The sequence below is a fragment of the Geobacillus vulcani PSS1 genome (genome assembly GCF_000733845.1).
Lineage (GTDB): Bacteria > Bacillota > Bacilli > Bacillales > Anoxybacillaceae > Geobacillus > Geobacillus vulcani.
Window position 1 is genome coordinate 633,396 of sequence record NZ_JPOI01000001.1, and the last position, 25,647, is coordinate 659,042.

The following is a 25,647-nucleotide window of genomic DNA, read 5'->3' on the forward strand; positions in this document are numbered from 1 at the left end:
CTCGCCCAAAAACAGGCGATGGGAAACACTTCTCCCGTTGGCAGCTGACCGGCGTGGCCGCAACTTCCCCTTCAGAATACGACGGGGAAACAATCCTCCATTGGCGGCTGAATTCCGCCGATGACAAGGAGGCGGTTGGCCCACCGCCTCTTTTTCACCAAAGAGGGAAGAGCATGATAGCAGCGGCTCATCCGTCACCGTTTTTTCAACAAGGAAGACGACGATGCGCGTCCACTGCTTTTTCACCAAGGAGGGATACAATGGAATTATTGCAAACGTTTATTGAGCGACGAGAAGAGATTTGGATCGCTTTTCAAGAGCACGTGCTGTTATCCGCGATTGCCATGGGCATTGCCATCGCGGTGGCCGTGCCGCTCGGCGTCGTGTTGACGCGATATCGCAAACTCGCCGAGCCGATCATCGGCATCGCCGCCATCATCCAAACGATTCCGAGCTTGGCGCTGCTTGGGTTTATGCTGCCGATTTTCGGCATCGGCAAACTGCCGGCGATCATCGCCTTGACGCTTTATGCCTTGCTTCCGATTTTGCGCAACACGTACACCGGCATTCTTGGCGTCGACCCGGCGCTCGTTGATGCCGGACGAGGGATGGGGATGACATCGCGGCAAATTTTATGGATGGTCGAGCTTCCCCTCTCGCTTCCCGTCATTATGGCCGGCGTGCGCACCGCGACGGTGCTGACGATCGGCGTCGCCGCCTTGGCGACGTTTATCGGCGCCGGGGGGCTTGGCGACTTGATCGACCGCGGCCTGCGCATCGCCGACAAAAACTTGATTTTCGCCGGCGCCATCCCAGCCGCCATTTTGGCGATTGCCTTCGACTGGCTGCTGCGAAAAATAGAAAAGAAAGTGACACCCAAAGGGCTGTGATCAGCCCTTTGGCTTCTTTCCTCTCTCGGTCGTCTCAGAAACGTCAAAAAAGTAAGCCAGGGAAACAGATTTGAAAAATAAAATCCCATCGTATTGCTGCGCAGGTATTCAAGGACAAATTCATTTTGCCACACACGTCCAATGGTCCCCGCCATAAAACGTTTAGAATCAAGTTGATCAGAGACAGATCATCGCCGATCATACATGGGCTCATTCGCTTTCAAATCGATAAAGAAAGTGATCATTGACACCCCCCAAACAACGTGATGACTGCATGTATGCCCTCAACGGTTCGGTGACGAGCGGTGTGATCGAGAAATCAAGTTTTTCATGCGCCCCCATAATTGGTACAGACCAAACGCGATAACCGCTCCACTCATGTTCAAAATGATATCATCAACATCAAAGCTTCGTTCGCTAGGGTATTCAGCAAATTTTCCATCCATCAACGCTGTCAAAAATTGAACGGATTCAATGCCGCTCGAAACGAGCAGGGCAAGGAGAAGAAACGGTTTGATACGTGCAAACCGTGATGGTTTTTCGAATCATTTACTGCTTCAGCTCCTTTATTCTTTGCTTGCATTCCAGTTCTTGGAATGCACCTCCAAATGACCTTTGCCACTCGGGCGAGTTGAACACTACGGCTCAAACTCATCCGTTTCCTTCATCTAACGCCATTTAGCACATAGTCGTCTTCCTGCATAATATCCCATTGCTCCCATATAAATGGGGACTACAAAGACAAAGGATGGATAAAAAGGAAGCGACGTAATCGTTGCAATCCCTAAAACAACCGTCCAATCCCATTTAAATCCCCCCTTTTTCATCAACAAAAGAAACTGAAGCGAAAAATCTCATCCGTCTAAATCGTCATGCCCAGCAGGGCGGTGATTTAAGGGGAAATGGTGCTTCCAACAGCGTGTCTCCAGTTGAAACATCTTGCGACACCATAACTTGCCCCCCGGATTCTCGCAAATGGTGCAAACCGATCGTCGGTGATGTTGCCCGTTTTCCATTGGTTTCCTTAGGAACAGAATCACCGGGGTGTGTACCGGTTATGCGAAGGTGAATCGTTTCATGAGCATGTATACAGGCAATACAGCCATCATGTTCGTCTATAAAAGTCAATCAAGTACAGCTCTTGGTGATGAACCTTGATAATGATGAAGCTCCAAATATTGTTTGATTGTACAGCAAATGTCTTCCTCATCGTCGATAACTAAAATTTTCTTTTTGTTCATCTTTTGCTCCCCCATATTCGCGAATTTCGACATGACACCCATGACGGTCATTCTGACGCAATATGGGTCATACCGGTAATCATCCCTTCATTCATTGCATACACTTCGTGGCATAATGACTGGATGTCCACCTTGTTGTGAGACGTCAACAAAATGGTGCAGCCTCTTTTGTTTTCTTCCCGAATCATTTGGTACACTTGATCCACTGATTTTTCATCCAAAGCATTCATCGGTTCGTCGAGCAACATCAACTGCGGCTTCTCCATGATGCACTGTGCGATAGCCAGTCTTTGTCTCATTCCAAGAGAGTAGGCTTTCACCGGCCTTTTATCATGCGGATCCAACCCTACCCGCTCCATTGCCTCTTTTACCTCGCGCTCGCCGATTTTGTTTTGAATCATGGCTAAAAAATGCAAATTATCGAATCCTGAGTATTGTTCAAGGAAACCTGGTTTTTCCAATAAAACAGAAATATCGCTCGGAAAGGATACATCTTGGTGCAACGTCTGGCCAAATACCGCCACCGTGCCGGTGGACGGCTTCACCAATCCACTGATGACTCGGAATAACATCGTTTTCCCTGATCCGTTCGGCCCGACGAATCCATAAATCTTTCCTTTTTCCAATTCCAAGTTGATATGGCGCAACACTTCTCTTCCTTTTATCGTTTTGGAAACATTGGACAAGACGATCGCCTTCATATCGAACCCCTCCTAGATATAATCCGCGTTCTTCACTCTTTTGACCGTCCAATACCCGAACAGACCAATCAACAAGAGCTCCACAAACAGAGCCAACCACACGATAAGGCCGCCCCGCAAGTGATCGGCCATGCTGTAGTATAAGGGAACGAAAGCCATTGGCTGCTTCACGCCTATAAAAAACAAAGCGAGAATGACGGCATTGGCCAAATGATTCGTCGCGTGCACCTTCAAACACATCCACACGCTGGCATGCCAATACAAATTCACAGCGATGCAAATGAACATGACCACTAACGAACGGTCAAACGAAACCACCATACGCGACACAAAGAGACCGAAAACGCTAGCGATCAAAAACGCCGCCAATACATACACCAATGTAAACGGAACACCTGCCAGCAGCCTAGCCATCGTGTACGACGTCGTATCCCTTAACAAAATGAACAGTGTATGTTCAAAATATTTATCACGTTTTTTCCAAACGATTTGGAGCAACACCACATAGCCGAAACAAAACATCAGCCAATACATCCAATTTGAGATCGTCACCGCTCCGAATAAGCGGACGAACAACTCCGATAGGTGTTGGGAAGAAAACGCCTCTGACCTGATGGACATCATGGTGCCCAACAGTGGGAACAAAAGGCAGGTAATCATAATTTTTTTGAACTCCATTTTGATGAGAGTAAACTCCAAATCCATTCGTTTCATAAAAGATCATCCTGAACATAGTAGTTTTTGTTGTTTGACGAAAACCGAATCATATGGATCAACAGCAACATCATCAAAACGAAAACTAGGATTGTCCAAACGGGAGACACTCTCTCACTGATGTAAAATACGTATGGTATCATCTTGAAGGTGAACATATCCAATATGGCCAGTGTGATAACCGTTACGACGCTGAAAAAACGGTTCACCCAAAAATCGGTTAGCATCACAAACATCAACCCGAATATCGCTGTGAGCAAAAAATACGTAATAAGAAAATAAAGGAACGAGCTTTTGTCCCCACGATATGGCACGTATAAAAAAGCCGCATGGACGTTCTTTATGTTGGGATATATGATATATTTCACCAACGTTGTACATAATCCGCCTACTGCGACAACCCAAAGAGACATACAGACAGCTAAGGCGAGGACGAGTAGCGCTTTATGCATCCCAATCTGTCCCCGGGTGCGGTATCTTCTTAGGATCATCCACGTATTGGTTCGCAACATTGAACCTAAAAGAAATAAAAAAGCAGGCAGATGGAAAAATTCATACCGATAGAGCAAGATAAACTCTTTTAGACTATGCCATTTGCCAATCGTGATTGATCCCCATGGCAGGACGGCTGCAAACATCAACAAGGCAATGACGCCTAGAACGGTCTTGATGACGGTTCGATGCAACGTTACATCTTGCCAAATGAAAAAAAAGCTCTGTTTACAGAACATCTTCACTTTTCTTCACTCCATACGAAAATACCCCTACCGCGATCAACAATTGGAGGACAAACACGATGGCCATTTTCCAATAGGACAATCCTTCTACTGGTTGTGAAGGAAGTAAGAAATTAAACGGATCCCAAGCAAGTTGGCCGATGATGGTCAGCACCGCCCAACAAAGCATATAAATGATTTGTGGCATCAACGTAATCAAATACCGATTTTTCAACAACAAGGAACATCCTAAACCAAGGCAGACGTAACCGCTGGCAAATAGCCCCCCGATTACATAATAAACGAGTGTATACCAATAAGGGGAGATCTCCAGCAAAGATGAAAAAAGCGTTTTCTTTTCTCCCTCAAATGAGTTGTCCGGCAGCGGCAGCGTCCCAGCGATCAATTGCCGATATGCCTGGGAAAAGCTCGAATAATCCCAATGATTCGTCAACAGATTCACCAGCACAACTCCCAGCACAAGAGGAAGGAGGAACAAGAAAAAAGCGCTGATATAGGTAAACATAAACTTCCTTCGGTAATAAGCTCCTCTTCCCATCCGTGTCAATTGATAATGAACATTTCCGCTCTTTCGTTCACGATCAATCGAATCCACCAATGGGATCGACAACAATAGGGGGAAAAGGAAGTAATATAGAGATGAGAGTACGTTAAAGTGGAAGCCTCCTAGACCAACCCATTCAAGGTGAGGCGATGCCAAGGCGAAAACATTTGGATTGTCGTGGTAAATTCGTTCAAGCAACTGCACATTTTCACGATAATCTTTCACTCCCAACACAACGGCGCCGATGACAAGCAGCAGCAGGCAGGCTACGCTGATGTAAAGATTTCTATTTTTTAGCAGTTTCCGCAACTCGATATACATTCTCTCCTCTCCCCCATCAATAAACCGTTTTCTTATCTACGCTCTAGACGAACGGTAATTCAAGAGGGAATACCGCTTTCATCATTATTTCTCAAATAGAAAAACCTTCAACATCGCATCCATTCACTGATCAACGAAAAATAGCCGTTTTTCACTAATCTTCTCTTCTATGAGCGAGCCATCTGTGAAAAAACTTGTTTCTTGAAAAACAGTATAAAACCTAATTCTAAGTCTTTTCTAATGCCGCTGGAGACACGTTAGCTTGCGCAAGCATCCGAACCTCCTTTCTTTCCGGCTCTTTGGTCAGACCATGGTCTATGTCAGCGGAATGCGCCACAGCTAACTTAACTGTATTATAACATATAATACAAAAAACAAGTAGTGAGAGAAAAAAATAAAAAATTCGGCTGGCCTCAATTTCGGACCAGCCTTTAAATGCTTGCCTACTATTCGTTATCTCGCAGCCACCCCCTGACTCTGGCGAATGGCTTGACGCAAGTCGTCCAAAATGTCGTCGATCGCTTCGGTGCCGACGGACAGGCGGACAAGGCCCGGGGTGACGCCGGCGGACAGCTGTTCGTCCGGGCTCAGCTGCTCGTGCGTCGTGCTGGCCGGGTGGATGATGAGCGATTTCGAATCGCCGATGTTGGCCAAGTGCGAGAACAGCTTGACCGAGTCGATCAATGTTTTCCCGGCTTCGACGCCGCCTTTGATTTCAAATGTGACGATCGCTCCTTGCCCGTTTGGCAAATACTTTTTCGCCAGCTCATGCGACGGATGGCTTGGAAGCCCTGGATAGCTGACCGATTCGACAGCCTCTTCCGCTTCCAAAAACTTCGCAACGGCGAGGGCGTTTTCGCTATGGCGCTGCATCCGCAAGTGAAGCGTCTCCAACCCTTGCAACAGCAAAAACGCATTAAACGGCGACAGCGCCGCCCCTAAGTCGCGCAACAGCTGGATGCGCGCTTTCGTGATGTACGCTGCTTCGCCGACGGCATCGACATACACCAGCCCGTGGTAGCTTGGGTCAGGTTCGGTGAACTCTGGAAACTTGCCGCTTCCTTTCCAGTCAAACTTGCCGCTGTCCACAATCACGCCGCCGATCGAATTGCCGTGGCCGCCGATAAACTTCGTCGCTGAATGGACGACGATATCAGCGCCGAATTCAATCGGCCGCAGCAAGTACGGGCTGGCGACCGTGTTGTCGACAATGAGCGGAATGGCGTGGCGATGGGCGATGTCGGCGACCGCTTCGATGTCGAGCACATCGTTTTTCGGGTTGCCGATCGTTTCGGCAAACACTGCTTTCGTTTTGTCAGTAATGGCTTTTTCGAAGTTTTCCGGATCGGACGGATCGACAAACTTCACCGTAATGCCAAACTTGCGCAGCGTATGGGCGAACAAGTTGTACGTGCCGCCGTAAATGGACGAAGACGACACGATTTCATCGCCCGCTGAGGCGATGTTGATGATCGAATAAAACACCGCCGCCTGCCCCGATGAGAGCGCGAGCGCCCCGACGCCGCCTTCTAGCGCTGCGATCCGCTTTTCCAGCACATCGTTCGTCGGGTTCATAATGCGCGTATAAATAAACCCTTCCTCTTTCAGCCCAAACAAGTTGGCCGCGTGCTCACTGTCGCGGAAGACATACGAACTCGTCTGGTAAATCGGCACGGCCCGCGCGCCCGTTTCCCCATCCGGTTTTTGCCCGGCGTGGATGGCGAGCGTCTCCGGGCGGAATGTGCGTTCATTGCTCATCGTTTTCCTCCCCCTCGGTTTGGTTTCTTCCTCTCCCGCTCCTCTTGGTGTTGATATCCAACTAATTCAGTTGGTTTTATATAAAAATCTACCATTCCCATCGGGGGATGTCAATCGTGTTTTTTTAAAAGTCTAAAAAATCAATGAACGAAACAAGCCTGCGAATCGCAGGCTTGTCCGATGAGTTACCTCTTGTTGATTTCCTCGATGAGCAGCTTGTTGACAAGCGGCGGGTTGGCTTGTCCTTTCGTTGCTTTCATCACTTGGCCGACGAGGAAGCCAAGCGCGCGGTCTTTGCCGTTTTTGAAGTCTTCCACCGATTGCGGGTTGGCGTCGAGCACTTCGAGTACGATTTTGCGCAGCGCTCCTTCGTCGGAAATTTGCACGAGCCCTTTCTCTTTGACGATTTTCTCTGGGTCGCCGCCGTGTTCGACGAGCTCTTTGAACACTTTTTTGGCGATTTTCGACGAAATCGTGCCGTTTTGGATCAGCTTGATCATTCCAGCCAAGCTTTCCGGCGTCAAGGCGATGTCATGGAGCTCTTTTTGCTCGGCGTTTAAGTAACCGGATACTTCGACCATGAGCCAGTTGGACGCCAGTTTCGGGTCGGCGCCGTTGGCGACCGTCGCTTCAAAGAAGTCGGCCATTTCTTTCGTCAAGGTGAGCACTTTGGCGTCGTATTCCGGCAAGCCCCATTCTTCGACATACCGCTTTCGGCGGGCATCCGGGAGCTCCGGAATCGAGGCGCGGACGCGTTCTTTCCATTCGTCGTCAATATAGAGCATGACCAAGTCCGGCTCTGGGAAGTAGCGGTAGTCTTCCGATCCTTCTTTGACGCGCATGAGCACGGTTGTTTTCGTCGCTTCGTCAAACCGCCGCGTTTCTTGGCGGATGACGCCGCCGGAGAGCAAAATTTTCTCCTGCCGTTTCGCCTCGTACTCGAGCCCCATGCGGACGAAGTTGAACGAGTTTAAGTTTTTCAATTCGGTTTTCGTGCCGAATTGGTCCGACCCGATCGGGCGGAGCGAGATGTTCGCATCGCAGCGGAGCGACCCTTCTTCCATTTTGCAGTCGGAGACGCCGGTGTATTGGATGATCGCCTTTAATTTTTCCAAATACGCATACGCTTCTTCCGGCGAGCGGATGTCCGGCTCCGAGACGATCTCAATGAGCGGCGTCCCTTGGCGGTTAAAGTCGACAAGCGAGTAGCCGTCGCCCGTGTGCGTCAATTTGCCGGCGTCTTCTTCAAGGTGAATGCGGGTGATGCCGATTTTTTTCTTTTTCCCGTTCACTTCGATTTCAATCCAGCCGTTTTTGCCGAGCGGCTGGTCGTATTGCGAAATTTGGTACGCTTTCGGGTTGTCCGGATAAAAGTAGTTTTTGCGGTCAAATTTCGTCTCAGTCGCGATTTCGCAGTTGAGCGCCATCGCCGCCTTCATCGCAAATTCGACCGCTTGCCGGTTCAAAACCGGCAGCACGCCCGGATACCCTAAGTCGATGACGTTCGTTTGCGTATTCGGGGGCGCCCCGAAGGCGTTCGGGCTGCTGGAGAAAATTTTCGATTTCGTTTTCAGCTCGACGTGGACCTCAAGTCCGATCACCGTTTCAAAATTCATCGTCGATCCCCCCTTACAACACCGGTTTTTGCTTATGGTAGTCGGTCGCTTGTTCAAAGGCGTGAGCGACGCGATAGACCGTGCTTTCATCAAAGTGCTTGCCGATGATTTGCAAGCCGACTGGCAATCCGTCGACAAAGCCGCACGGCACGGAAATCGCCGGCACGCCGGCAAGGTTGACCGGAATTGTCAAAATATCGTTCATATACATGGTCAGCGGATCGCTCGTTTTCTCGCCGATTTTAAACGCCGGCGTCGGCGTGGTCGGACCGATGATGACGTCGTATTGCTCAAAAACGTTTTCGAAGTCGCGCTTGATCAACGTCCGCACTTTTTGCGCTTTTTTGTAATACGCATCGTAATAACCTGAGCTTAAGGCAAACGTCCCGAGCATGATGCGGCGCTTGACCTCGTTGCCGAACCCTTCGCTCCGCGTCAATTTGTACATATCGATCAAGTTTTTCGCGTTGTCGGTCCGATATCCGTAGCGAACGCCATCAAAACGGGCAAGGTTGGCCGATGCTTCCGACGAAGCAAGCAAATAGTACGTCGCCAAGGCGTATTTTGAATGCGGCAGCGACACTTCTTCCCATGTCGCTCCGAGCTTCTCGAGCACGTTGAGCGCGGCAAGCACCGACTGGCGCACGCCTTCGTCGACGCCTTCGCCCAAATATTCTTTCGGCACAGCGATTTTCAAGCCTTTGATATCGCCCGTCAACGCTTCGACATAGTTGGGCACGGGGATGTTCGCTGACGTCGAATCCATCGGGTCAACGCCAGAAATCACTTGCAGCAAGTAGGCGTTATCTTCCACCGTGCGCGTAATCGGGCCGATTTGGTCGAGCGATGACGCGAACGCGACGAGCCCGAAACGCGACACGCGGCCGTACGTCGGCTTCAATCCGACAACCCCGCAAAACGCCGCGGGCTGGCGGATCGAACCGCCCGTATCCGAGCCGAGCGCAAACGGCACTTCGCCTGCCGCCACCGCCGCCGCCGAACCGCCGCTGGAACCGCCCGGCACGCGCTCTAAATCCCACGGGTTGCGCGTCAGCTGAAAGCCGGAGTTTTCCGTTGACGAGCCCATGGCGAACTCGTCCATGTTCAGCTTCCCGATCGTAATCGCACCGGCGGCGTTCAACCGCTCCATGACGGTCGCATCGTAAATCGGGTCAAAGTTGTATAAAATTTTGCTGGCGCATGTCGTGCGCAACCCTTTGGTGACAATGTTGTCTTTAATGCCGATCGGCAAGCCGAACAGCGGGTGGGTCTCCTCGCCTTTCGCCAACTTGTCATCAAGCTCTTTCGCTTTCGCCCGCGCTTGCTCTTCGTTCAGCGTTAAAAACGCCTGCACTTTCTCTTCCACTTCGCCGATGCGGCGATACGATTCCTCCACTAAGTCGGAAACCGATACTTCTTTTTTCTGCAGCAGCGTATGTAATTCCGACACCGTATGGTCAAAGAGCGACATAAATCCCCCTCCTTACTCTAAAATAGCGGGCACGCGGAACTGGCCGTCTTGCTGGTCCGGCGCGTTTTTCAACACTTCCTCGCGCGGCAGCCCCGGTTCTGGAATGTCCTCGCGCATCACGTTTCGCATATCAAGCACGTGCGAAGTCGGCGGCACGTTTTCGGTATCCAATTCATTCAACTGCTCGGCAAACGTAATGATCGCGTCGAGCTGTTTCGTAAACATCTCCGCCTCTTCTTCGGTAATCGCCAACCGCGCCAAGTCGGCGACATGCTTCACTTGTTCGAGCGAAATTCGCGACATCGTGTTCACCTCCGACATGGTCGACCTTTCACAATACTATGATGATACCAAAATAAAAGGAAATAAAGCAACATTCCGGCTAACATTTCCTTTGTTGTCCATTGACGAATTCGAACATATGTACTATAATGGCCATAACGTATGAAAAAAGGGGGGATGATGACGATGAGTGAAGCGCTGCTCGCTCAAGTGCTCGACCGCTTGAACGCGATGGATGGCACACTCCGACTGCTTGTTGAAGGGCAAGAGCGGCTCGAGCGTGAACAAATCGCCATTCGTCAGGAACAAGAAGAAATTCGAAAAGAACAGCAAGAAATCCGAAAAGAACAACAAGAAATCCGAAAAGAGCAGCAGGAAATCCGTCTGGAACAGCAGCGTCTGCGCCAAGAACAAGATTCGCTTCGCGCCGGGCAAAAGGAATTAAACGGCATCGTGGCCGCTCTTCTCCACCGCCAAGACGAAACACACGCCAAACTAGAAGCTCTCGCCGCCGATGTTCGCCATCTTCACCAAGAATTTGCCTCATTGAAACAAACGGTGGACCGCCTCGAACAGAAAATGGATTCCCGCTATGAGCAATTGACTGCCCAAATCGAAGACATCAAGCTGGACTTGAATTTTATCGCCCACCGCACCGTCGATAACGAACGCATCATCTACAAGCTTAAAGAAATGCTGTTCCGCTCATCTATTCCCAATACAGAAGGAGTTCGCCGCCATGAACATCGCGTTTGACCATCTCGTCCACCTCACCGAGCGCCCGGAACAGGCGAAAGGCTCGTTTGAACAGTTAGGGTTTACGGCCATCCACGGCGGCCGCCATGAGGCATGGGGAACGTATAACGCGTTATGCTATTTCGCGCCGCTAAGCTACATCGAATGGATCGGCATCGCCGATGAGCAGACAGCGAACACCTGCCAAAATCCGCTTATTGCCCAACTTGTCGCTGACCGTCAAGAGGGGAATGGCTTCTCCCAGTTTGCCTTTCGAACGAACGATATCCAACAGCTGGCTGCACAGCTCAAAAACAAGGGATTCACTCCGATCGGCCCGCTCCCTGGCAGCCGCCAGCGCGATGACGGCAAGCGGCTGACATGGTCGCTGCTGTTTATCAACGACGATACAGACGGCGCGTTCCGCTACCCGTTTTTCATCCAGTGGGACGAGCGCGATGACGTGCGGATGAACGAGCTGGCGCCGCTCATGCGCCATGCAAATGGGGCGCCGTCGTTGTCGTCCGTCAGCGTTTATGTGCGTAGCCTCGACCGCGCCGTCAACAGCTACCGTCGGCTGTTTGATTTGCCGGCAGCGAATGTGGGGCGCGATGAGGCGGGGACCTATGCCGAACTCACGGTTGGCGGCGTCAGCCTCCGCTTTTACCAAGCGGATGAACCCTCGTCGACAAGGCCGTTTGCCTGCCGCATCGTCGGCAGCAAGCTGCAGCGCCGCCTTCAGTTAGCCGGAGGGACGTATATCTTTTCCGAATTGTGACCGCTCTCCCCCACATATCCTCCTTTGCCGCTGAATAGGATGGAATAACCGCAGCTCCACCCGGGGAGCTACCCCATGGCAAAGGAGGATGGACACGTGGCGCATCCGTATGTTTCTCCGAGGCTGCCGATGGAGACGATGATCTCGATCATTCGACACGGATTAAAGAAACCATCCGCTCCGAAAAAGATCGTCATTATCGGCGCCGGCATGGCCGGGCTTGTCGCGGCGTCATTGCTGAAGCAAGCCGGCCATCGCATCACGATTCTTGAAGCATCCGAGCGGGTCGGCGGCCGAATCTACACGCTCCGCTCCGACTTCCGCGACGACCAGTATCTCGAGGCGGGCGCGATGCGCATCCCGCACACCCATCAATTGACATTGGAATATATCAAAAAATTCAACTTGCCGCTCCACCCGTTTATCAACAGCACTCCGCGCGACATTTTATATTTTCGCGGCGTCAAAGCGCGCCTGAGCGAATACGAGCGGCATCCCGACCTCTTCGGCTTTCCCGTCGCCCCCCACGAACGGGGCAAAACCGCTTCCGAACTGTTGCAAATGGCCATTCGTCCGGTCATTCAATTCATTGAACAAAACCCAGAACAACATTGGCCGATTGTCATCGAACGGCTCGACCGCTACTCGCTGGACGCCTATTTGCGCTACAACCCATTCGGCCTACCGTTGTCCGTGGGAGCCATCGATATGATCAAAGCCGTTCTTTCATTAGAAGGATTCCCCGAACTTTCGTTTCTTGAGATGTTGCGTGAACTCATGGTGCTGTTTACGCCGAATATTCGCTTTTATGAAATCGCCGGAGGCAACGATCGGCTTCCCAAAGCTTTTTTGCCGCAACTGAAGGACGAGATTCTCTTTAGTCATAAAGTGCAAAAAATAATCCAGCACGAAAACAGCGTCACCGTCCATGCGACCCATACAAAAATTCTTCAGCCGCTTCAAATCACCGCCGATCGGGTGATCGTCACCATCCCGTTTTCCATTTTGCAGTTTGTCGACATCGAACCGCGCCATTCGTTTTCCGAAAACAAATGGAAGGCCATTCGTGAACTTCATTATGCCGGTTCAACGAAAACTGGCATCCAGTTTAAAACACGGTTTTGGGAAAAAGAAGGGATGTTCGGAGGAAAAACCGTGTCGGATCTGCCGATTCGATACACCCAATATCCAAGCCAAGGCATCGGCACGGCAGGACCTGGCGTCGTATTGGCCAGCTATACGTGGGAAGACGACACGATCCCGTGGGACAGCTTAAGCGATGAAGAGCGGCTTGAATATACGTTAAAAAACTTAGCCGTCATCCATGGCGAACAGGTGTACCGTGAATTTGAAACCGGAACAAGCCATAGTTGGGTGCGCTATCCGTACTCGGGCGGCGCCTTCACGATGATGAAGCCGAACCAAGTGACGGAGCTGTCGCCGTACATCGCTCTCCCCGAAGGAAGGGTCCATTTTGCCGGCGAACATGCGTCCACCCACCACGGATGGATTCAGGGAGCGATTGAATCCGGCATCTGCGCCGCGTATGAAGTGAACAACTCGCCAGCTTAGCAGCATCTCTACCGGCGGAGCGGTCAACCGCTCCTTCATGTTCCAGAACAGTGATGATGGCGGAACGTCTTCATCCGCTCATACAGCGTCGAAACATCCTCAGCGCTGACAATCAGATCGAGATCTTCCGGCGCGGCAAATCCGTTTTCGACCGTATGCCGAAGCAAGTCAAGGAGCGGGTCGAAAAACCCGTCCACATTGAGCAGGCCGATCGGCTTTTGATGGAGGCCGACGCGCGACCACGAGAGCACTTCAAACAGCTCTTCGTATGTTCCATAGCCCCCTGGCATGGCGATAAACCCGTCGGCCGCCTCGTACATTTTCGCCTTGCGGGTGTGCATCGTATCAACGACCAACAGTTCGCTCAACCGGTTATGCGCCACTTCCCGGTCTTTCAAAAATTGCGGAATGATCCCGACCACGCGCCCTTGATGGCGCAGCGCCGCCTCAGCAACCTCTCCCATCAAGCCCCGCATCCCGCCGCCGTAAATGATTGTCATGCCGCTTTGGGCTAAAAACGTTCCGAGCTCTTGGGCCGCTTCCTTATATTTCATGCTTCGTCCATAACTTGATCCGCAAAACACACAAATGGCTTTCATGATCGTGACACACCTTTACTCGCATCTAAGTCTTCATTATTTTACCAGTCTGTCTCCCATTCGGCAAATCACGCCGACAGGCTGCCAGCGATTCCGTTTTCACCAGCCTTTTCGAACCGCAACATCGCAAAAAACACATCCCCTCTGGCTCGGCCAGAGAGGATGCGGCACGTTGTGTTGTCATTGATAAATATGCACAAACGGCTCGTCTGCTTTCGCCTGGCGCACGATGAGGCTTTCCGGCTGGCCGGCGGAGGCGATGTAGACGTTGACCGTGATGTAGTCCGGAAATTTTTCCATCACAAGACCGGTCACGTATTGTGTAAAGCCGATCACTTCCGCTTTGCCGTAAAACGGCATCGTAATGTTAATCGTTAACTTCTGAAGTTGGTCGTTGACGTACAATCCTTTGCCGACGACACCCGTGTAGTTGGGGAAGAAATCTTCCACATCGGATTTAAAATTGTTGAATTTCAGCCAGTCGTCGCGATGATTTTCTTCCGCCTCATCGGATGGGAATAAATAATATTCCTCGTTCACCGTCTCCCAATCATTGATCGTGCTGTCCCCTCCATCGATATGGGCGACGGCGAAAAAGTGGCCTGGAACGACAGATGAGCGGGGCGCTTGTTTGTACAGGGCGATCATGATGGGCACGTTGCCGAGCCCTTTCATGCTCCGCAGCCGCTTCAGCACCTCGGCGGCGATCCGCTTTCCTTCCCGTTCGATGACATCGTCTTTGATTTTGACCTCGCGCGGATAGCCTTGCTCGGTCGAGTAATAGTGGAAGGAGTTTAATGCCAAACCGATGGCGACGCCGCCGAGCTTCACTTTGTCGTTGTCGACTTTGACCAAATAATCATGTTCCAAAATGCTCGCCAAATAAATCGGGCTTTGTTTGTTTTTTTGCTCATTCGTTCCCTTGTCGCCAATCGGCGGGTTTAAGCCGAGGTTGTCTTCCGGCTTCATTTTCTCCGCTTTCAGCTGGCTGGCCGTCCGCTTGCGGGCAAGCCATTTTTTGACCGTTTCGCTGTCCAAATATTGCCCCTCTTGAAACAAGTACTCATCCGTCGGAAACTGCTCGGTGGCAAGGCGCATAAGCCCCGTCTCAAACTCGTCGACATCAAGGCGCGTGTTTAAATCATTGACGACCTCGCCGCGCGCACCGGACGGTTTGAACGGCAAGATGACGCGATAATACGAGTCGGAAATGTTGTATTTCGGGATGACGGCTTCTTGCTGTTTGTTGCCTTTGTCTTGCACGACTTCCTCGCCTTCATTAAACTTCGGCGCACACGCGGACAGCAAACAAACAGAGGCGATCCCGATGACGACCAGTGGCTTTCGGATTCGGTTTGTCCAACGATAGGCAACTGTGGTGCGAAGTCGTAACGTCTGTTTCATCGTTTCCCCCTGTTGATCTCTTGCAAAAATCGCGTTTCGTCCCAAATGTCAATGCCAAGCTGTTGGGCTTTCTCCAACTTCGACCCAGCATCTTCGCCGGCGATGACGATGTCGGTGCTGCGGCTGACGCTGCCAGTAACGCGTCCGCCCAGCCGCTCGATTTGTTCTTTCGCCTCATTGCGCGACATAGACATAAGCTTTCCGGTCAAAACGACCGTTTTGCCGGCGAAGGGGGAGTCAGCAGGCGCCTCAGCCGCCCGCTTCGACCCTTTGTATGCCATGTTGACGCCGTAAAGCCGCAACTCATTCAACAGTTCGGCCGCTTCTGGCTGGGAAAAGAAGGCGATGATCGAGTCCGCCATTTTCTCGCCGATTTCCGGCACGGCCATCAATTCCTCTTTCGTCGCTCTCTCCAGCCGTTCCATCGTTTCAAAATGCTCGGCCAAAAGTTGAGCAGCTTTCGCTCCGACGTAGCGGATGCCAAGGCCGAACAGCAGCCGCTCGAGCGAGTTTTGCTTTGACGCTTCAATTGCCGCGAGCAGGTTGGCTGCCGACTTTTCGCCCATCCGTTCCAAACCGATGAGCTGTTCTTTCGTCAGCCGATACAAATCGGCGACGTCGTGGACGAGACCAGCGTTAAACAGTTGGGTGACGACTTTTTCGCCCAACCCTTCAATGTTCATGGCTGCCCTTGAGGCAAAATGGATGAGCCGTTCGCGCAGCTGGGCCGGACATTTCGGGTTTAAGCAACGGAGCGCCACTTCCCCCTCTAGGCGGACGAGCTCACTTTGACATTCCGGACAATGCGTCGGCATGACAAACGGCGTTTCGTCCCCGTCGCGCCGGTCGACGACGACGCCGACCACTTCCGGAATGATGTCGCCTGCTTTTTTGATAATGACCGCATCGCCGATGCGGATGTCTTTTTCGCGGATAAAATCTTCATTATGAAGAGTGGCGCGCTGCACGGTCGTTCCGGCGACGCGCACTGGTTCGAGGATCGCCGTCGGAGTGACAACGCCGGTGCGGCCGACGTTCACTTCAATGCCGATCAGCGTCGTCACCACTTCCTCAGCTGGAAATTTGTAAGCGATGGCCCAGCGCGGGCTTTTGGCCGTTGCACCAAGCTCCCGCTGTTGGGCGAACGAGTCGACTTTAATGACGATGCCGTCGATCTCGTACGGCAGCTGCGGCCGTTTTTCGTGCCAATCGTTAATAAAAGCGAGCACCTCATCGATGTTGGCGCAGCGCCGCCGCTCGGGATTCACTTTAAACCCAAGCACCTGCAAATAGTCGAGCGCCTCACTGTGCGACTCAATGCCAAGCTCTTCGGCATTAGCCAATCCGTAAACGAACAAATCGAGCTGGCGCGACGCCGCCACTTTCGGGTCGAGCTGGCGAAGCGAGCCGGCCGCAGCGTTGCGCGGGTTGGCAAACAGCTCCTCGCCTCGGGCTTTCCGCTCCTCATTCAAGCGCAGGAACGACGCTTTCGGCATGAACGCCTCGCCGCGCGCCTCAAGCGACACCGGCTCCCTCAGCCGAAGCGGCAGCGAGCGGATCGTTTTCAAATTTTCCGTAATGTCCTCGCCGGTCGTTCCGTCGCCGCGCGTCGCTCCTTGAACGAAATAGCCGTCTTCATAGCGGACGGAAACGGCGAGGCCGTCGATTTTCAATTCGCACACGTACGCAGCTTCGCCGACTTCTTGGCGGACGCGGCGGTCGAAATCGCGCAAATCCCCTTCGTCAAACGCGTTTGCCAGACTCATCATGGGAACAATGTGCGTCACTTTGCGAAACGCCTCAAGCGGCGGGCCGCCGATGCGCTGGGTCGGCGAGTCGCTCGTTTTCAATTCCGGATACTGTTCCTCGATGGCCATCAACTCTTGCATGAGCCGGTCATACTCGGCGTCCGGGACGGACGGCCGGTCGAGCACATAATATTCATAGCCATAGCGGTTGAGCAGTTCGCGCAGCTCGGCCGCGCGCCGTTCGGCTTGTTGGCGGTCCATACGTTCACCCGTTCTCCTTTCTTACACTTTCTCAATCGGCGCAAATTTAGCGAGCAGCCGTTTAATGCCGATCGGGCTCGGGAAAGCGATATCGAGTTCTTGTTCGTCGCCTTCGCCGCGGACGCTGACAACCGTACCGATCCCCCATTTTCGGTGGTTGGCCCTGTCGCCGACTTTCCACACTCCGATGGCGCCGCCTGCCTGCAAGCGAGCGGGCGCTGAACGGGAAACGGACGGTTTTCCGCGCGAGACCGTCTCCAGCAAATGCGCTGGAATCTCATCTAAAAAGCGCGAGGGCCGGTTCATTTGGATGTTGCCAAACAGCGTCCGCATTTGTGCATTCGTCAATACGAGCTCTTCCTGGGCGCGGGTAATACCGACATACGCCAGCCGCCGCTCTTCTTCCATTTCATCCTCATTCTCCAATGAACGAAGATGCGGGAAAATCCCTTCCTCCATGCCAATCAAAAACACGACCGGAAACTCAAGCCCTTTGGCGGCGTGCAGCGTCATGAAGACAACGGCATCGCCCTCGGTTGCCTGATCCGCCCCATTCAGCTCGTCCAAGTCGGAAATGAGCGCCAAGTCAGTTAAAAAGGCGATGAGCGATTTATCATCGCTGACATTTTCGAAATGCTTTGTCACCGACAAAAATTCGTCCAAGTTCTCAAGCCGGCTTTGCGCTTCAATTGTCCGTTCCGACTTGAGCATCTCGCGGTAGCCCGATTGGTCGAGCACTTCTTCGACGAGTTCAGTGACGGAAACGTATTCTTGCAGTTGCGCCCATTGTTCAAGCTGTCCACGAAACGCCGCAAGCGCCCCTGCTGTTTTCGCGCTGAAACCAATCATCTCCAGCTCGCCGAGCGCTTCAAACAAGGACAGCTCATGCTCGGCCGCATAGCGGACAAGTTTGTCGATCGTAGAGGCGCCGATGCCGCGCTTTGGCACGTTGATGATGCGCAGCAAGCTCAAATCGTCATCAGGATTGGCGATGACGCGCAAGTAAGCGAGAATGTCTTTGATTTCTTTCCGGTCATAGAACTTTAAGCCGCCGACGATTTGGTACGGAATGTTCGCTTTTAAAAACATTTCCTCGACGATCCGCGACTGGGCATTCGTTCGATAAAGCACGGCAAAATCGCGGTAGCGGCGCTCCCCGCGTTCCACCGCCTCTTGAATGCGGCGGGCAACAAATTGCGCTTCATCCGCCTCATTCATCGCTTCATAATAGATGATCGGCTTCCCTTCCGGATTTTCCGTCCACAACCGCTTGGGCTTTCGGTTGACGTTATGCGCAATGACTTCATTTGCCGCCTGCAAAATACGTTTCGTCGAACGGTAGTTTTGCTCAAGCAGAATCACTTTCGCGTTCGGGTAGTCGCGCTCAAACGACAAAATGTTGCGGATGTCGGCCCCGCGCCACCGGTAAATTGACTGGTCGGCATCGCCGACGGCGCAAATATTTTGGAATCGCTCCGCGAGCTTTTTCACCAGCGTATATTGAGCGCGGTTCGTATCCTGGTATTCATCGATATGGATGTACTGAAACTTATACTGGTAATATTGAAGCACATCCGGCACGCGGTCAAACAAGTGGATCGTCGTCATGATTAAATCATCGAAATCGAGCGAATGATTGCGGAGAAGGCGCTGTTGATACTCTTGATACACGTCGCTGACGACCGTTTCATAATACGTCGACGCCCGCTTCGCGAATTGCTCCGGCGTGAGCAAATCGTTTTTCGCCCCGCTGATCGTCGCTAAAATCGTCCGCGGCTCAAATTTTTTCGGATCGATATTTTTGTCTTTCAAAATCGCTTTAATGACCGAAAGCTGATCCGTCGGGTCGAGGATGGAAAAATTGCGGTTGATGCCGATGCGGTCAATGTCGCGGCGCAACACGCGGACGCACATCGAGTGAAACGTCGAAATCCATACGTCTTCCGCCGCCCCGCCTAAAAGCGCCTGCACCCGCTCCTTCATTTCCCGCGCCGCTTTGTTCGTAAACGTAATGGCTAAAATATTCCACGGCGCCACCTGTTTTTCCGCCATCAAATAGGCGATCCGGTGCGTCAGCACGCGCGTTTTTCCGCTGCCCGCCCCCGCCATGATGAGCAACGGGCCTTCTGTCGTTTTAACGGCTTCTTGCTGCTCTTTGTTTAAATGGGCAAGCAGCTTTTCCGATAAAAAATTCATCATGTCCACCACCAATAAACGTATGTTCTATTTTCCATCATCGCCGGTGCGTTGGCCAGCCACCTGCTTCACCGCCGCCACCGTCGCCAACGCCTGTTCGAACGCGTCGTAAATCGCATTGCCGATAACGACCGTATCGGCATAGCGCGCCATATGCACCGCCTGCTCAGGCGTTGTGATGCCGCCGCCGTAAAACAGCTGCGTCCGATCAAGCGCTTGTTTCACTTTTTCCACGACAGACGGATCACCATAAGCGCCGCTATACTCAAGGTAAAAAATCGGCAGCTTGTACAAATGCTCAGCCAAACGGGCATAGGCCACAATATCGTCGACGTCAAGCTGCGTATCGGCTCTCGTCAGCTTGGCGGCCTTGCATTCCGGATTTAAAATGCAATAGCCCTCCGCGGCAATCTCATCCCAGTTCATCATATCGCCGTATTGTTTCACCGCCTCGTGATGGCGGCCGATGATCCATTCCGGCTGCCGGCTGTTTAAGGCGATCGGGATCAAATATACGTCAAACCCCGGCGTCAACACTTCGACATCCGTGACTTCGAGCGCGCATGGCACCGAAAAACGGCGAATGCGGGCCAATAAATCAAGCACGTTGTCGATCGTCACCCCATCGGTTCCCCCAACGATGACGGCATCCGTTCCCGACTCGCAAAGGCGCTCAAGGCGCTCGTCATCAATCGGTTTATTCGGGTCGAGTTTAAACACATGGCGCCAAGCGCGAATCTCTTCCATAGCCGTAAACCTCCACTCATTCTCCATTGTTCCATTATAACAAATCCGCAAAAAGAAAAGGAGTTCCTTTACAAATGGAAGGAATCTCCTAGCTGCATCAGTCTGTGACCGCTTCGTTTGCCTCTTTCCCCTCGTGCTCTTCTTGCTGCTCCTCTTTGATCCGGTCAAGGGCCATGGCGTAAGCGTCATTGCCGTAGTTGAGGCAGCGCTTGACGCGCGAAATCGTCGCCGTGCTCGCTCCGGTTTCCGTTTCGATTTTATGGTACGTATACCCTTCGCGCAACATGCGGGCGACCTCGAGCCGCTGGGCGAGCGCTTGGATTTCATTCACCGTGCATAAATCATCGAAAAAACGGTAACACTCTTCTAAATCGCGCAGCGATAAAATCGCCTTAAACAATTGATCCAACTCTCTGCCGCGCAGTTTGTCAATTTGCATAGTTGTTCCCTCCTTGCTTTTGGCGCGAAAATGTGATAATCGGCAGCCGTCTTCCAGCTACCGACCGATGTATCCATCCACAGCTCCTCCTGCCTTGCAGCGGACAAAAGGCGGTTTCACTATTTCCATTGAACGATTGCCAGTTCCGGCACGATATGGATCCACGTTTTTCCCGGCACGAATCCGATCGGAGCCCCGTTATGGTACGGCAGCAGCCGGCCGTCGACGTTTTTCCATTCGATCGGCTGCATGACACCATCCTGAAACAAGTACCCCTTGCCGCCGGAGGTGAGATCGATGTCGCGCCGTCCGTGGCTGTCGATGACTTGATGCCGAGCAGCGATAATCATGACGTTTTGCACGACAACCGGCTTATGCGTATCATAATCAATCGTTTGCTCGCCGCCGCTGTACCGGTAATACCCTTTTTGTTCAGGGACATATTTGTATTCAACTTGAGCGTAGGCGCGGTGCGAATAGGCGATGTGAACCGTCTCGACCTTTTGGCCGCTCGGCTCATCGGTGCGAAACGATAGCGGGGCTACGTGGTCCGTCCAAGCGTAGCCGTTTTGTTTCGCTCCTTTTTCGATGTTGGCAAACGTAATGTAGGAGTTGTGCGGCGCCTTGCGGAACGAGACGCGCTGAAACAGCGTGCCGTCGTAAAACAATCCGTTCAAATAGTCGATGCCGCCTCCTTCAAGACGTGCTTTCGCTTCTGGGCTCCAGCCGTGGCATACATACAGTGCATGGTAGCCTTCGCTCAAGTCAATATAGTAATCACGTGCGCTTCGCACTGGTCCGACCCGCTTGGGCCATTCGCTTTGGTATAATGCCAAAAAACGAGTAATATCGCCCTCGGCGAGCACCTCATACACGATGTCTGCCGCGTAAAGCCCCGACTGCGGCCGCGCTTTCGGATGGTTGTTGATCATGACCCCGACAACCCGTCGGTCGATCGTTCCTTCCGCCGGCAGCCCCGTCAGCGGAAACGTTTGTTTTTCCTCAGCCGGAGGCTCGGACGGCTGCTCCTGCCGGGGAGCTGGTTTGGCCGGCTCGGCCTGCTTCGGCTCGCTTTTGGTCGTGCAGCCACCTAACAACAATGCCGTGCAACTGATGGTGAACAGCCAACGTTTCAATGGACACACAACCTTTTCTTTTTTATTTTACCGCATTATCGAAGGAAAGAGTACCGTTTTGTGCATCACATCATAAATCCCTCGTTGCGTGACGCGCACATATGGCAGATGGGTTGACTGCAAAAAAAGCAACGAATACACCGGATCTTCGAAGGAATATCCACGCTCGCGCAACAAGCGGACAAACGTTTTTTCCTCTTGGATCAGTTCGTCCATTTCCATAGGAGACATCATGCCGCCCAATGGAAGCGGAAGCTCAAACAAAATGTCCCCCTCTTCAGCAAGAACAATGCCGCCGCCGATTTCCTTCATCCGTCGGAAGGCAAGCATCATATCGTCCTTGCGCTTGCCAATCAAAATCAAATCCCCCGTGTTGGAGTAGGAGCTCGCCAACCCGCCAAGCGCCGATGCAAAGCCTTTCAACATGGTATTGACGCGCCAGCGGCCATTTCGGTCAAACAAGGCGAGAAAACATTCATCATGGTCATATCCTAAACGGTCGCGCGACGTATCGATCGACACGGAATACGGCTTTAAAATGACGGCGTTTTCCATACGCAACCCCATCGGCATCGAAAATTGCAAATCATCCCAGTCAATCTCCCATGGCAACGACAGCGGCCGAATGCCAAACCGCCCCCATTCCAGCTCCGGCCAGAGAGGCGGCGCTTCTCCATCGCGCTTCACCCATTCGCCTTTGGCGAGCACTTGCGCCGGCGTCGGATCATGAGCCGAACGCAAAAAATTGATATGGGCGATTCTTCCTGTGGCGATGCTGCCGTGAAGATGCTCAATGCCGTAGTGACGGGCGGCGTTGATCGTCGCCATGGCGTAGGCGTCGATCACCGGTACATCGTGCTCCATTGCTAGGCGGATGAGCCGGTCAATCACCCCGTCTTCGTAAAAAGAGGGCGGCGAACCGTCTGTCGTCAACAAGCATTTATCATAATGCCGGATGCCAAGCGCTTTCATTTCTTCGAGCAGCACCGGCAAATCCGGGCGAATTGAGGAGTGCCGGAGCGCGACGGTATAGCCGTGCCAAAGGCGCATATGCACCTCTTTTCCCGTCATTGCCTCATGGTCGCCATCCGCGCCAAAGAGCGCCATTTTGACAAGCGTCCTTTCCGACGCCCCAGGAAAATGCCCTTCAATTTTGCGGCGCCGCCGATGCGCTTCTTGCATCCAATACAAGATGATGTCATCGCCGCTCACCACTTTCGGCCATGAGGTCAGTTCGCCCCCTTGAAGCACCGCCTCTTGATCCAGCCATCGCTTGATTCGCGCATTGGACACTTGCTCCTCTTCGCGTTCAAGCTCCGTCTGTCCATCAAATCGACACCACCAATACATTGATGTTGGAAGCGCATTCACAGCTTGCAAAAAGAAAAACGCCTCTTCATCATTCAGCTGCAAAAGCAAAAACAAGTTGTCGTTGAGGAGCGTTGTTGTTCCGTGCGCCGCTGCATAACGGGCAAACGAATGGGGATTATATAATTGAAACGGATGCACATGCGGCTCAATGTAGCCGGGAACGAGCACATACCCACGGCAATCGACGATCTCGCATGCGTCGTCGACACGATCGGGGAACCGCTCGCCGGCATACACGATGCGGTCGCCATGTATCCATATATTTCCCTTTACCCATTCACGAAAATACGAATGCAAATATGTCGCGTTCACCAATACTTTCGTCGGTGATTGTTTGCCATCCATGATCGCTGCCTGTTCGCGCAGCTCGCTGCCTTTCCATCGGTAACGTTGTTCGCCCATTGCCACCCCGTCCCTTGTTTCCTAATCGTTCCATGTAACCATTTTAACGTACAAAAGCGACTTTCACAATAAAAAATATTGAAAGAAAGAGGGGACAACGAATGGCGAACATTGGCATTGTAAACGCCCTCATTCGCATTACGTTCGGACTAACCGTCATCGCCTGGGCCACCGCCCGCCTCGCCCGGCGGCCATGGTGTACATCGTATTTATGGGCTGCTTTGCTTGGGGCGATGAAAGTTGGGGAAGGAATCACCCGTTTTTGTCCGATGACCGCCTTGTTTGACAATATGCAGCGCCGGCAGCTGCTTGAAGAGGAAAAGGAAGCGGTCGTCAATCCGACATGAGGAAAGACATCCACTCGGCGTTGCTCACCACTTTTGCCGATGTCTTCCGTCCCACTGTTATTAGGTAAAATTTTCCTCATCTTGAACGATACGTGCTGCTATGGATCGAAAGAGCCCCGTTCGCAACGGCTAGTGAAAAACGCCAACTGTCAACGAAAGAAAAAAGCAAAATGACCGGCAGCCGGCACTGCGGACTGGCCAAATACCATCAAAAAAGGTGTCCCGTCGTTGGGACACCTTCGACTGCAAAGGAGTGAACCATCATGTTGCTCGAGTATATGACCGATATGTCGTTTGTTTTGGCCGCGTTAATCGGCGGCATTATCGCCCTTTTATACGTGTATATGCGACGGAGGCGCGTTCGATAGCGCGCCGGCCGATGTCGCGCCGGTAAAATAAGCCGTCGCATTCGATCGCCGCCAATTGCTCGTACGCTCTTTCCTTCGCTTCGGCAAGCGTTCCCCCTTTGGCGGCCAACAGGAGAACGCGTCCGCCATTCGTATACCATGAGCCGCCTTCCTGTTTCGTGCCGGCGTGGAACACCAACGCATCAGAAGAGATCTCGTCCAACCCCCGGATTTCAGCCCCGCGCTCGTACGCGCCGGGATAGCCTTTCGCTGCCAGCACGACGCCAAGCACTGCCTCATCCGTCCATTCAAGCTCCAGCTGTCTTCCTTCCATGACCGCCAAAATCGCTTCCACGAGATCGGTTTTGAGGCGCGGCAGCACCACTTGCGCCTCTGGGTCGCCGAAGCGGGCGTTGAACTCGATGACTTTCGGCCCGTCGGCCGTCGCCATCAATCCGGCGTAAAGAACACCTGTAAACGGACGCCCTTCAGCCACTAACGCGTTCGCCATTGGACACAAAATTGTTTCGAATGCGATGGCGACGGTCTCCGCTGGAATTTGCGGAACCGGTGAGTAGGCCCCCATGCCGCCGGTGTTTGGCCCTGTGTCACCGTCATAGGCCCGTTTATGGTCTTGGGCGATGGCGAGCGGATACACCTTCTCGCCGTTCACGAACGCCATAAACGAAAATTCTTCCCCTTCTAAATACTCCTCAATGACGACTTGACTGCCGGCTGTGCCGAATTGTCTGTCGACAAGCGCTGCCTTCGCCGCGGCAAGCGCTTCTTCCACCGTTTGGGCGACGGTGACGCCTTTTCCGGCGGCCAGCCCGTCCGCTTTAATGACGATCGGCGCACCTTTTTGTTCAATGTAAGCTTTCGCCTCTTCGTACGACGTAAAGGCCGCATGGTCCGCCGTTGGAATGCCGTATTTTTTCATCAGTTCTTTGGCGAACGCCTTGCTTCCCTCGATGAGCGCCGCCGCTTGGCTTGGGCCGAAAATGCGAAGCCCCTCGGCCATAAAACGGTCAACAATGCCGGAAGCAAGCGGCGCTTCCGGCCCGACAATCGTCAAATCGATCGCCCGTTCTTTTGCAAATTGCACTAGCGCCTCTATGTTGAGTTCATCGATGCCGACCAACTCCGCTACATCCCTCATTCCCGGGTTGCCCGGCGCCGCATACAGCTTACCGACAAGCGGGCTTTGCGCCGCTTTCCAAGCGATGGCGTGCTCACGTCCGCCGCGTCCGATCACGAGTACATTCATCGTCTCCCTCTCCTTTGCCCCGC

Annotated in this window: 23 protein-coding genes and 1 pseudogene; 6 read left to right on the forward strand and 18 right to left on the reverse strand. The window is 52.6% G+C overall.

From position 1 onward, the window contains the following. The first annotated feature begins 260 nt into the window (after positions 1 to 260). Positions 261 to 890 carry an ABC transporter permease gene (locus N685_RS0103485; RefSeq protein WP_031405912.1) on the forward strand — a complete coding sequence of 210 codons (630 nt, stop codon included), beginning with the start codon at positions 261 to 263 and terminating at the stop codon, positions 888 to 890. A 284-nt stretch (positions 891 to 1,174) separates the two neighbouring features. Here the strand turns inward: N685_RS0103485 and N685_RS18810 are convergent, their stop codons facing one another. The 9 genes and pseudogenes from N685_RS18810 to gatC form a co-directional block, all read right to left on the reverse strand. Continuing rightward, a complete protein-coding gene (locus N685_RS18810) occupies positions 1,175 to 1,408 on the reverse strand; it encodes a VanZ family protein (protein ID WP_272945228.1) in 234 nt (77 codons plus the stop codon). Positions 1,409 to 2,044: 636 nt separating this feature from the next. Continuing rightward, positions 2,045 to 2,131, reverse strand: a pseudogene (locus N685_RS20265) (response regulator transcription factor); the annotation flags it as partial. Between the two features lie 47 nt (positions 2,132 to 2,178). After that, positions 2,179 to 2,832, reverse strand: a complete 654-nt coding sequence (locus N685_RS0103495; protein WP_031405914.1) for an ABC transporter ATP-binding protein — start codon at positions 2,830 to 2,832, stop codon at positions 2,179 to 2,181. A gap of 12 nt (positions 2,833 to 2,844) precedes the next feature. After that, positions 2,845 to 3,546: a hypothetical protein gene (locus N685_RS0103500; protein WP_031405917.1), complete on the reverse strand. Its 702-nt coding sequence runs from the start codon at positions 3,544 to 3,546 to the stop codon at positions 2,845 to 2,847. Positions 3,547 to 4,266: 720 nt separating this feature from the next. Next, positions 4,267 to 5,148: an NADH dehydrogenase gene (locus N685_RS0103510; protein WP_031405921.1), complete on the reverse strand. Its 882-nt coding sequence runs from the start codon at positions 5,146 to 5,148 to the stop codon at positions 4,267 to 4,269. 453 nt (positions 5,149 to 5,601) lie between these two features. Next, positions 5,602 to 6,906 carry a homocysteine synthase gene (locus N685_RS0103515; RefSeq protein ID WP_031405923.1) on the reverse strand — a complete coding sequence of 435 codons (1,305 nt, stop codon included), beginning with the start codon at positions 6,904 to 6,906 and terminating at the stop codon, positions 5,602 to 5,604. A gap of 185 nt (positions 6,907 to 7,091) precedes the next feature. Continuing rightward, the gene (gene gatB / locus N685_RS0103520) at positions 7,092 to 8,522 is read right to left on the reverse strand and encodes an Asp-tRNA(Asn)/Glu-tRNA(Gln) amidotransferase subunit GatB (protein ID WP_031405925.1); all 1,431 of its coding nucleotides are present in this window, start codon (positions 8,520 to 8,522) and stop codon (positions 7,092 to 7,094) included. Between the two features lie 13 nt (positions 8,523 to 8,535). Next, entirely contained in the window at positions 8,536 to 9,993 is a 1,458-nt protein-coding gene (gene gatA / locus N685_RS0103525; protein ID WP_031405927.1) for an Asp-tRNA(Asn)/Glu-tRNA(Gln) amidotransferase subunit GatA, read from the reverse strand. A 12-nt stretch (positions 9,994 to 10,005) separates the two neighbouring features. After that, positions 10,006 to 10,296 (reverse strand): Asp-tRNA(Asn)/Glu-tRNA(Gln) amidotransferase subunit GatC, encoded by a 291-nt coding sequence (gene gatC, locus N685_RS0103530; RefSeq protein WP_031405929.1) that lies wholly within the window; start codon positions 10,294 to 10,296, stop codon positions 10,006 to 10,008. A gap of 159 nt (positions 10,297 to 10,455) precedes the next feature. On the opposite strand from gatC, the gene N685_RS0103535 reads away from it, so the two are divergent. From N685_RS0103535 to N685_RS0103545, 3 genes are all read left to right on the forward strand, one after another. Beyond that, on the forward strand, positions 10,456 to 11,031 hold the full coding sequence (locus tag N685_RS0103535) for a hypothetical protein (RefSeq protein ID WP_051870792.1): 576 nt from the start codon (positions 10,456 to 10,458) through the stop codon (positions 11,029 to 11,031). After that, positions 11,015 to 11,788: a VOC family protein gene (locus N685_RS0103540; protein WP_031405933.1), complete on the forward strand. Its 774-nt coding sequence runs from the start codon at positions 11,015 to 11,017 to the stop codon at positions 11,786 to 11,788. The genes N685_RS0103535 and N685_RS0103540 overlap by 17 nt, the downstream gene beginning before the upstream one ends. 96 nt (positions 11,789 to 11,884) lie before the next feature. Next, a complete protein-coding gene (locus N685_RS0103545) occupies positions 11,885 to 13,360 on the forward strand; it encodes a flavin monoamine oxidase family protein (RefSeq protein ID WP_084177462.1) in 1,476 nt (491 codons plus the stop codon). Positions 13,361 to 13,395: 35 nt separating this feature from the next. On the opposite strand, the gene N685_RS0103550 is transcribed toward N685_RS0103545, so the two are convergent. The 8 genes from N685_RS0103550 to N685_RS0103585 all read right to left on the reverse strand — a co-directional run bounded on the left by N685_RS0103550 (position 13,396) and on the right by N685_RS0103585 (position 23,663). Then, positions 13,396 to 13,959 (reverse strand): LOG family protein, encoded by a 564-nt coding sequence (locus N685_RS0103550; RefSeq protein WP_031405937.1) that lies wholly within the window; start codon positions 13,957 to 13,959, stop codon positions 13,396 to 13,398. A 180-nt stretch (positions 13,960 to 14,139) separates the two neighbouring features. Next, positions 14,140 to 15,363, reverse strand: coding sequence for a CamS family sex pheromone protein (locus tag N685_RS0103555; protein ID WP_031405940.1), 1,224 nt, complete (start codon positions 15,361 to 15,363; stop codon positions 14,140 to 14,142). After that, complete coding sequence (gene ligA, locus N685_RS0103560) at positions 15,360 to 17,372, reverse strand: NAD-dependent DNA ligase LigA (protein ID WP_031405942.1); 2,013 nt, start codon at positions 17,370 to 17,372, stop codon at positions 15,360 to 15,362. Before ligA ends, N685_RS0103555 begins: the two co-directional genes overlap by 4 nt. Positions 17,373 to 17,393: 21 nt before the next feature. Continuing rightward, complete coding sequence (gene pcrA, locus N685_RS0103565; RefSeq protein ID WP_031405944.1) at positions 17,394 to 19,568, reverse strand: DNA helicase PcrA; 2,175 nt, start codon at positions 19,566 to 19,568, stop codon at positions 17,394 to 17,396. Between the two features lie 27 nt (positions 19,569 to 19,595). Then, positions 19,596 to 20,315: a heptaprenylglyceryl phosphate synthase gene (locus N685_RS0103570; protein ID WP_031405946.1), complete on the reverse strand. Its 720-nt coding sequence runs from the start codon at positions 20,313 to 20,315 to the stop codon at positions 19,596 to 19,598. 97 nt (positions 20,316 to 20,412) lie between these two features. Then, a complete protein-coding gene (locus tag N685_RS0103575; protein WP_031405948.1) occupies positions 20,413 to 20,754 on the reverse strand; it encodes a YerC/YecD family TrpR-related protein in 342 nt (113 codons plus the stop codon). Positions 20,755 to 20,873: 119 nt separating this feature from the next. Then, a complete protein-coding gene (locus N685_RS0103580) occupies positions 20,874 to 21,890 on the reverse strand; it encodes a DUF3048 domain-containing protein (RefSeq protein WP_031405950.1) in 1,017 nt (338 codons plus the stop codon). A gap of 27 nt (positions 21,891 to 21,917) precedes the next feature. Then, positions 21,918 to 23,663 carry an adenine deaminase C-terminal domain-containing protein gene (locus N685_RS0103585; RefSeq protein ID WP_031405952.1) on the reverse strand — a complete coding sequence of 582 codons (1,746 nt, stop codon included), beginning with the start codon at positions 23,661 to 23,663 and terminating at the stop codon, positions 21,918 to 21,920. 101 nt (positions 23,664 to 23,764) lie between these two features. Between N685_RS0103585 and N685_RS0103590 the strand changes: the two genes are divergently transcribed. Together N685_RS0103590 and N685_RS20210 are read left to right on the forward strand one after the other, a co-directional pair. Then, entirely contained in the window at positions 23,765 to 24,010 is a 246-nt protein-coding gene (locus N685_RS0103590; protein ID WP_031405954.1) for a YgaP family membrane protein, read from the forward strand. 263 nt (positions 24,011 to 24,273) lie between these two features. Then, complete coding sequence (locus tag N685_RS20210) at positions 24,274 to 24,378, forward strand: EYxxD motif small membrane protein (RefSeq protein ID WP_337588972.1); 105 nt, start codon at positions 24,274 to 24,276, stop codon at positions 24,376 to 24,378. Here the strand turns inward: N685_RS20210 and purD are convergent. Next, on the reverse strand, positions 24,332 to 25,624 hold the full coding sequence (gene purD / locus N685_RS0103595) for a phosphoribosylamine--glycine ligase (protein WP_031405956.1): 1,293 nt from the start codon (positions 25,622 to 25,624) through the stop codon (positions 24,332 to 24,334). The two genes, N685_RS20210 and purD, sit on opposite strands and share 47 nt — an antisense overlap. Between the last annotated feature and the right edge of the window lie 23 nt (positions 25,625 to 25,647).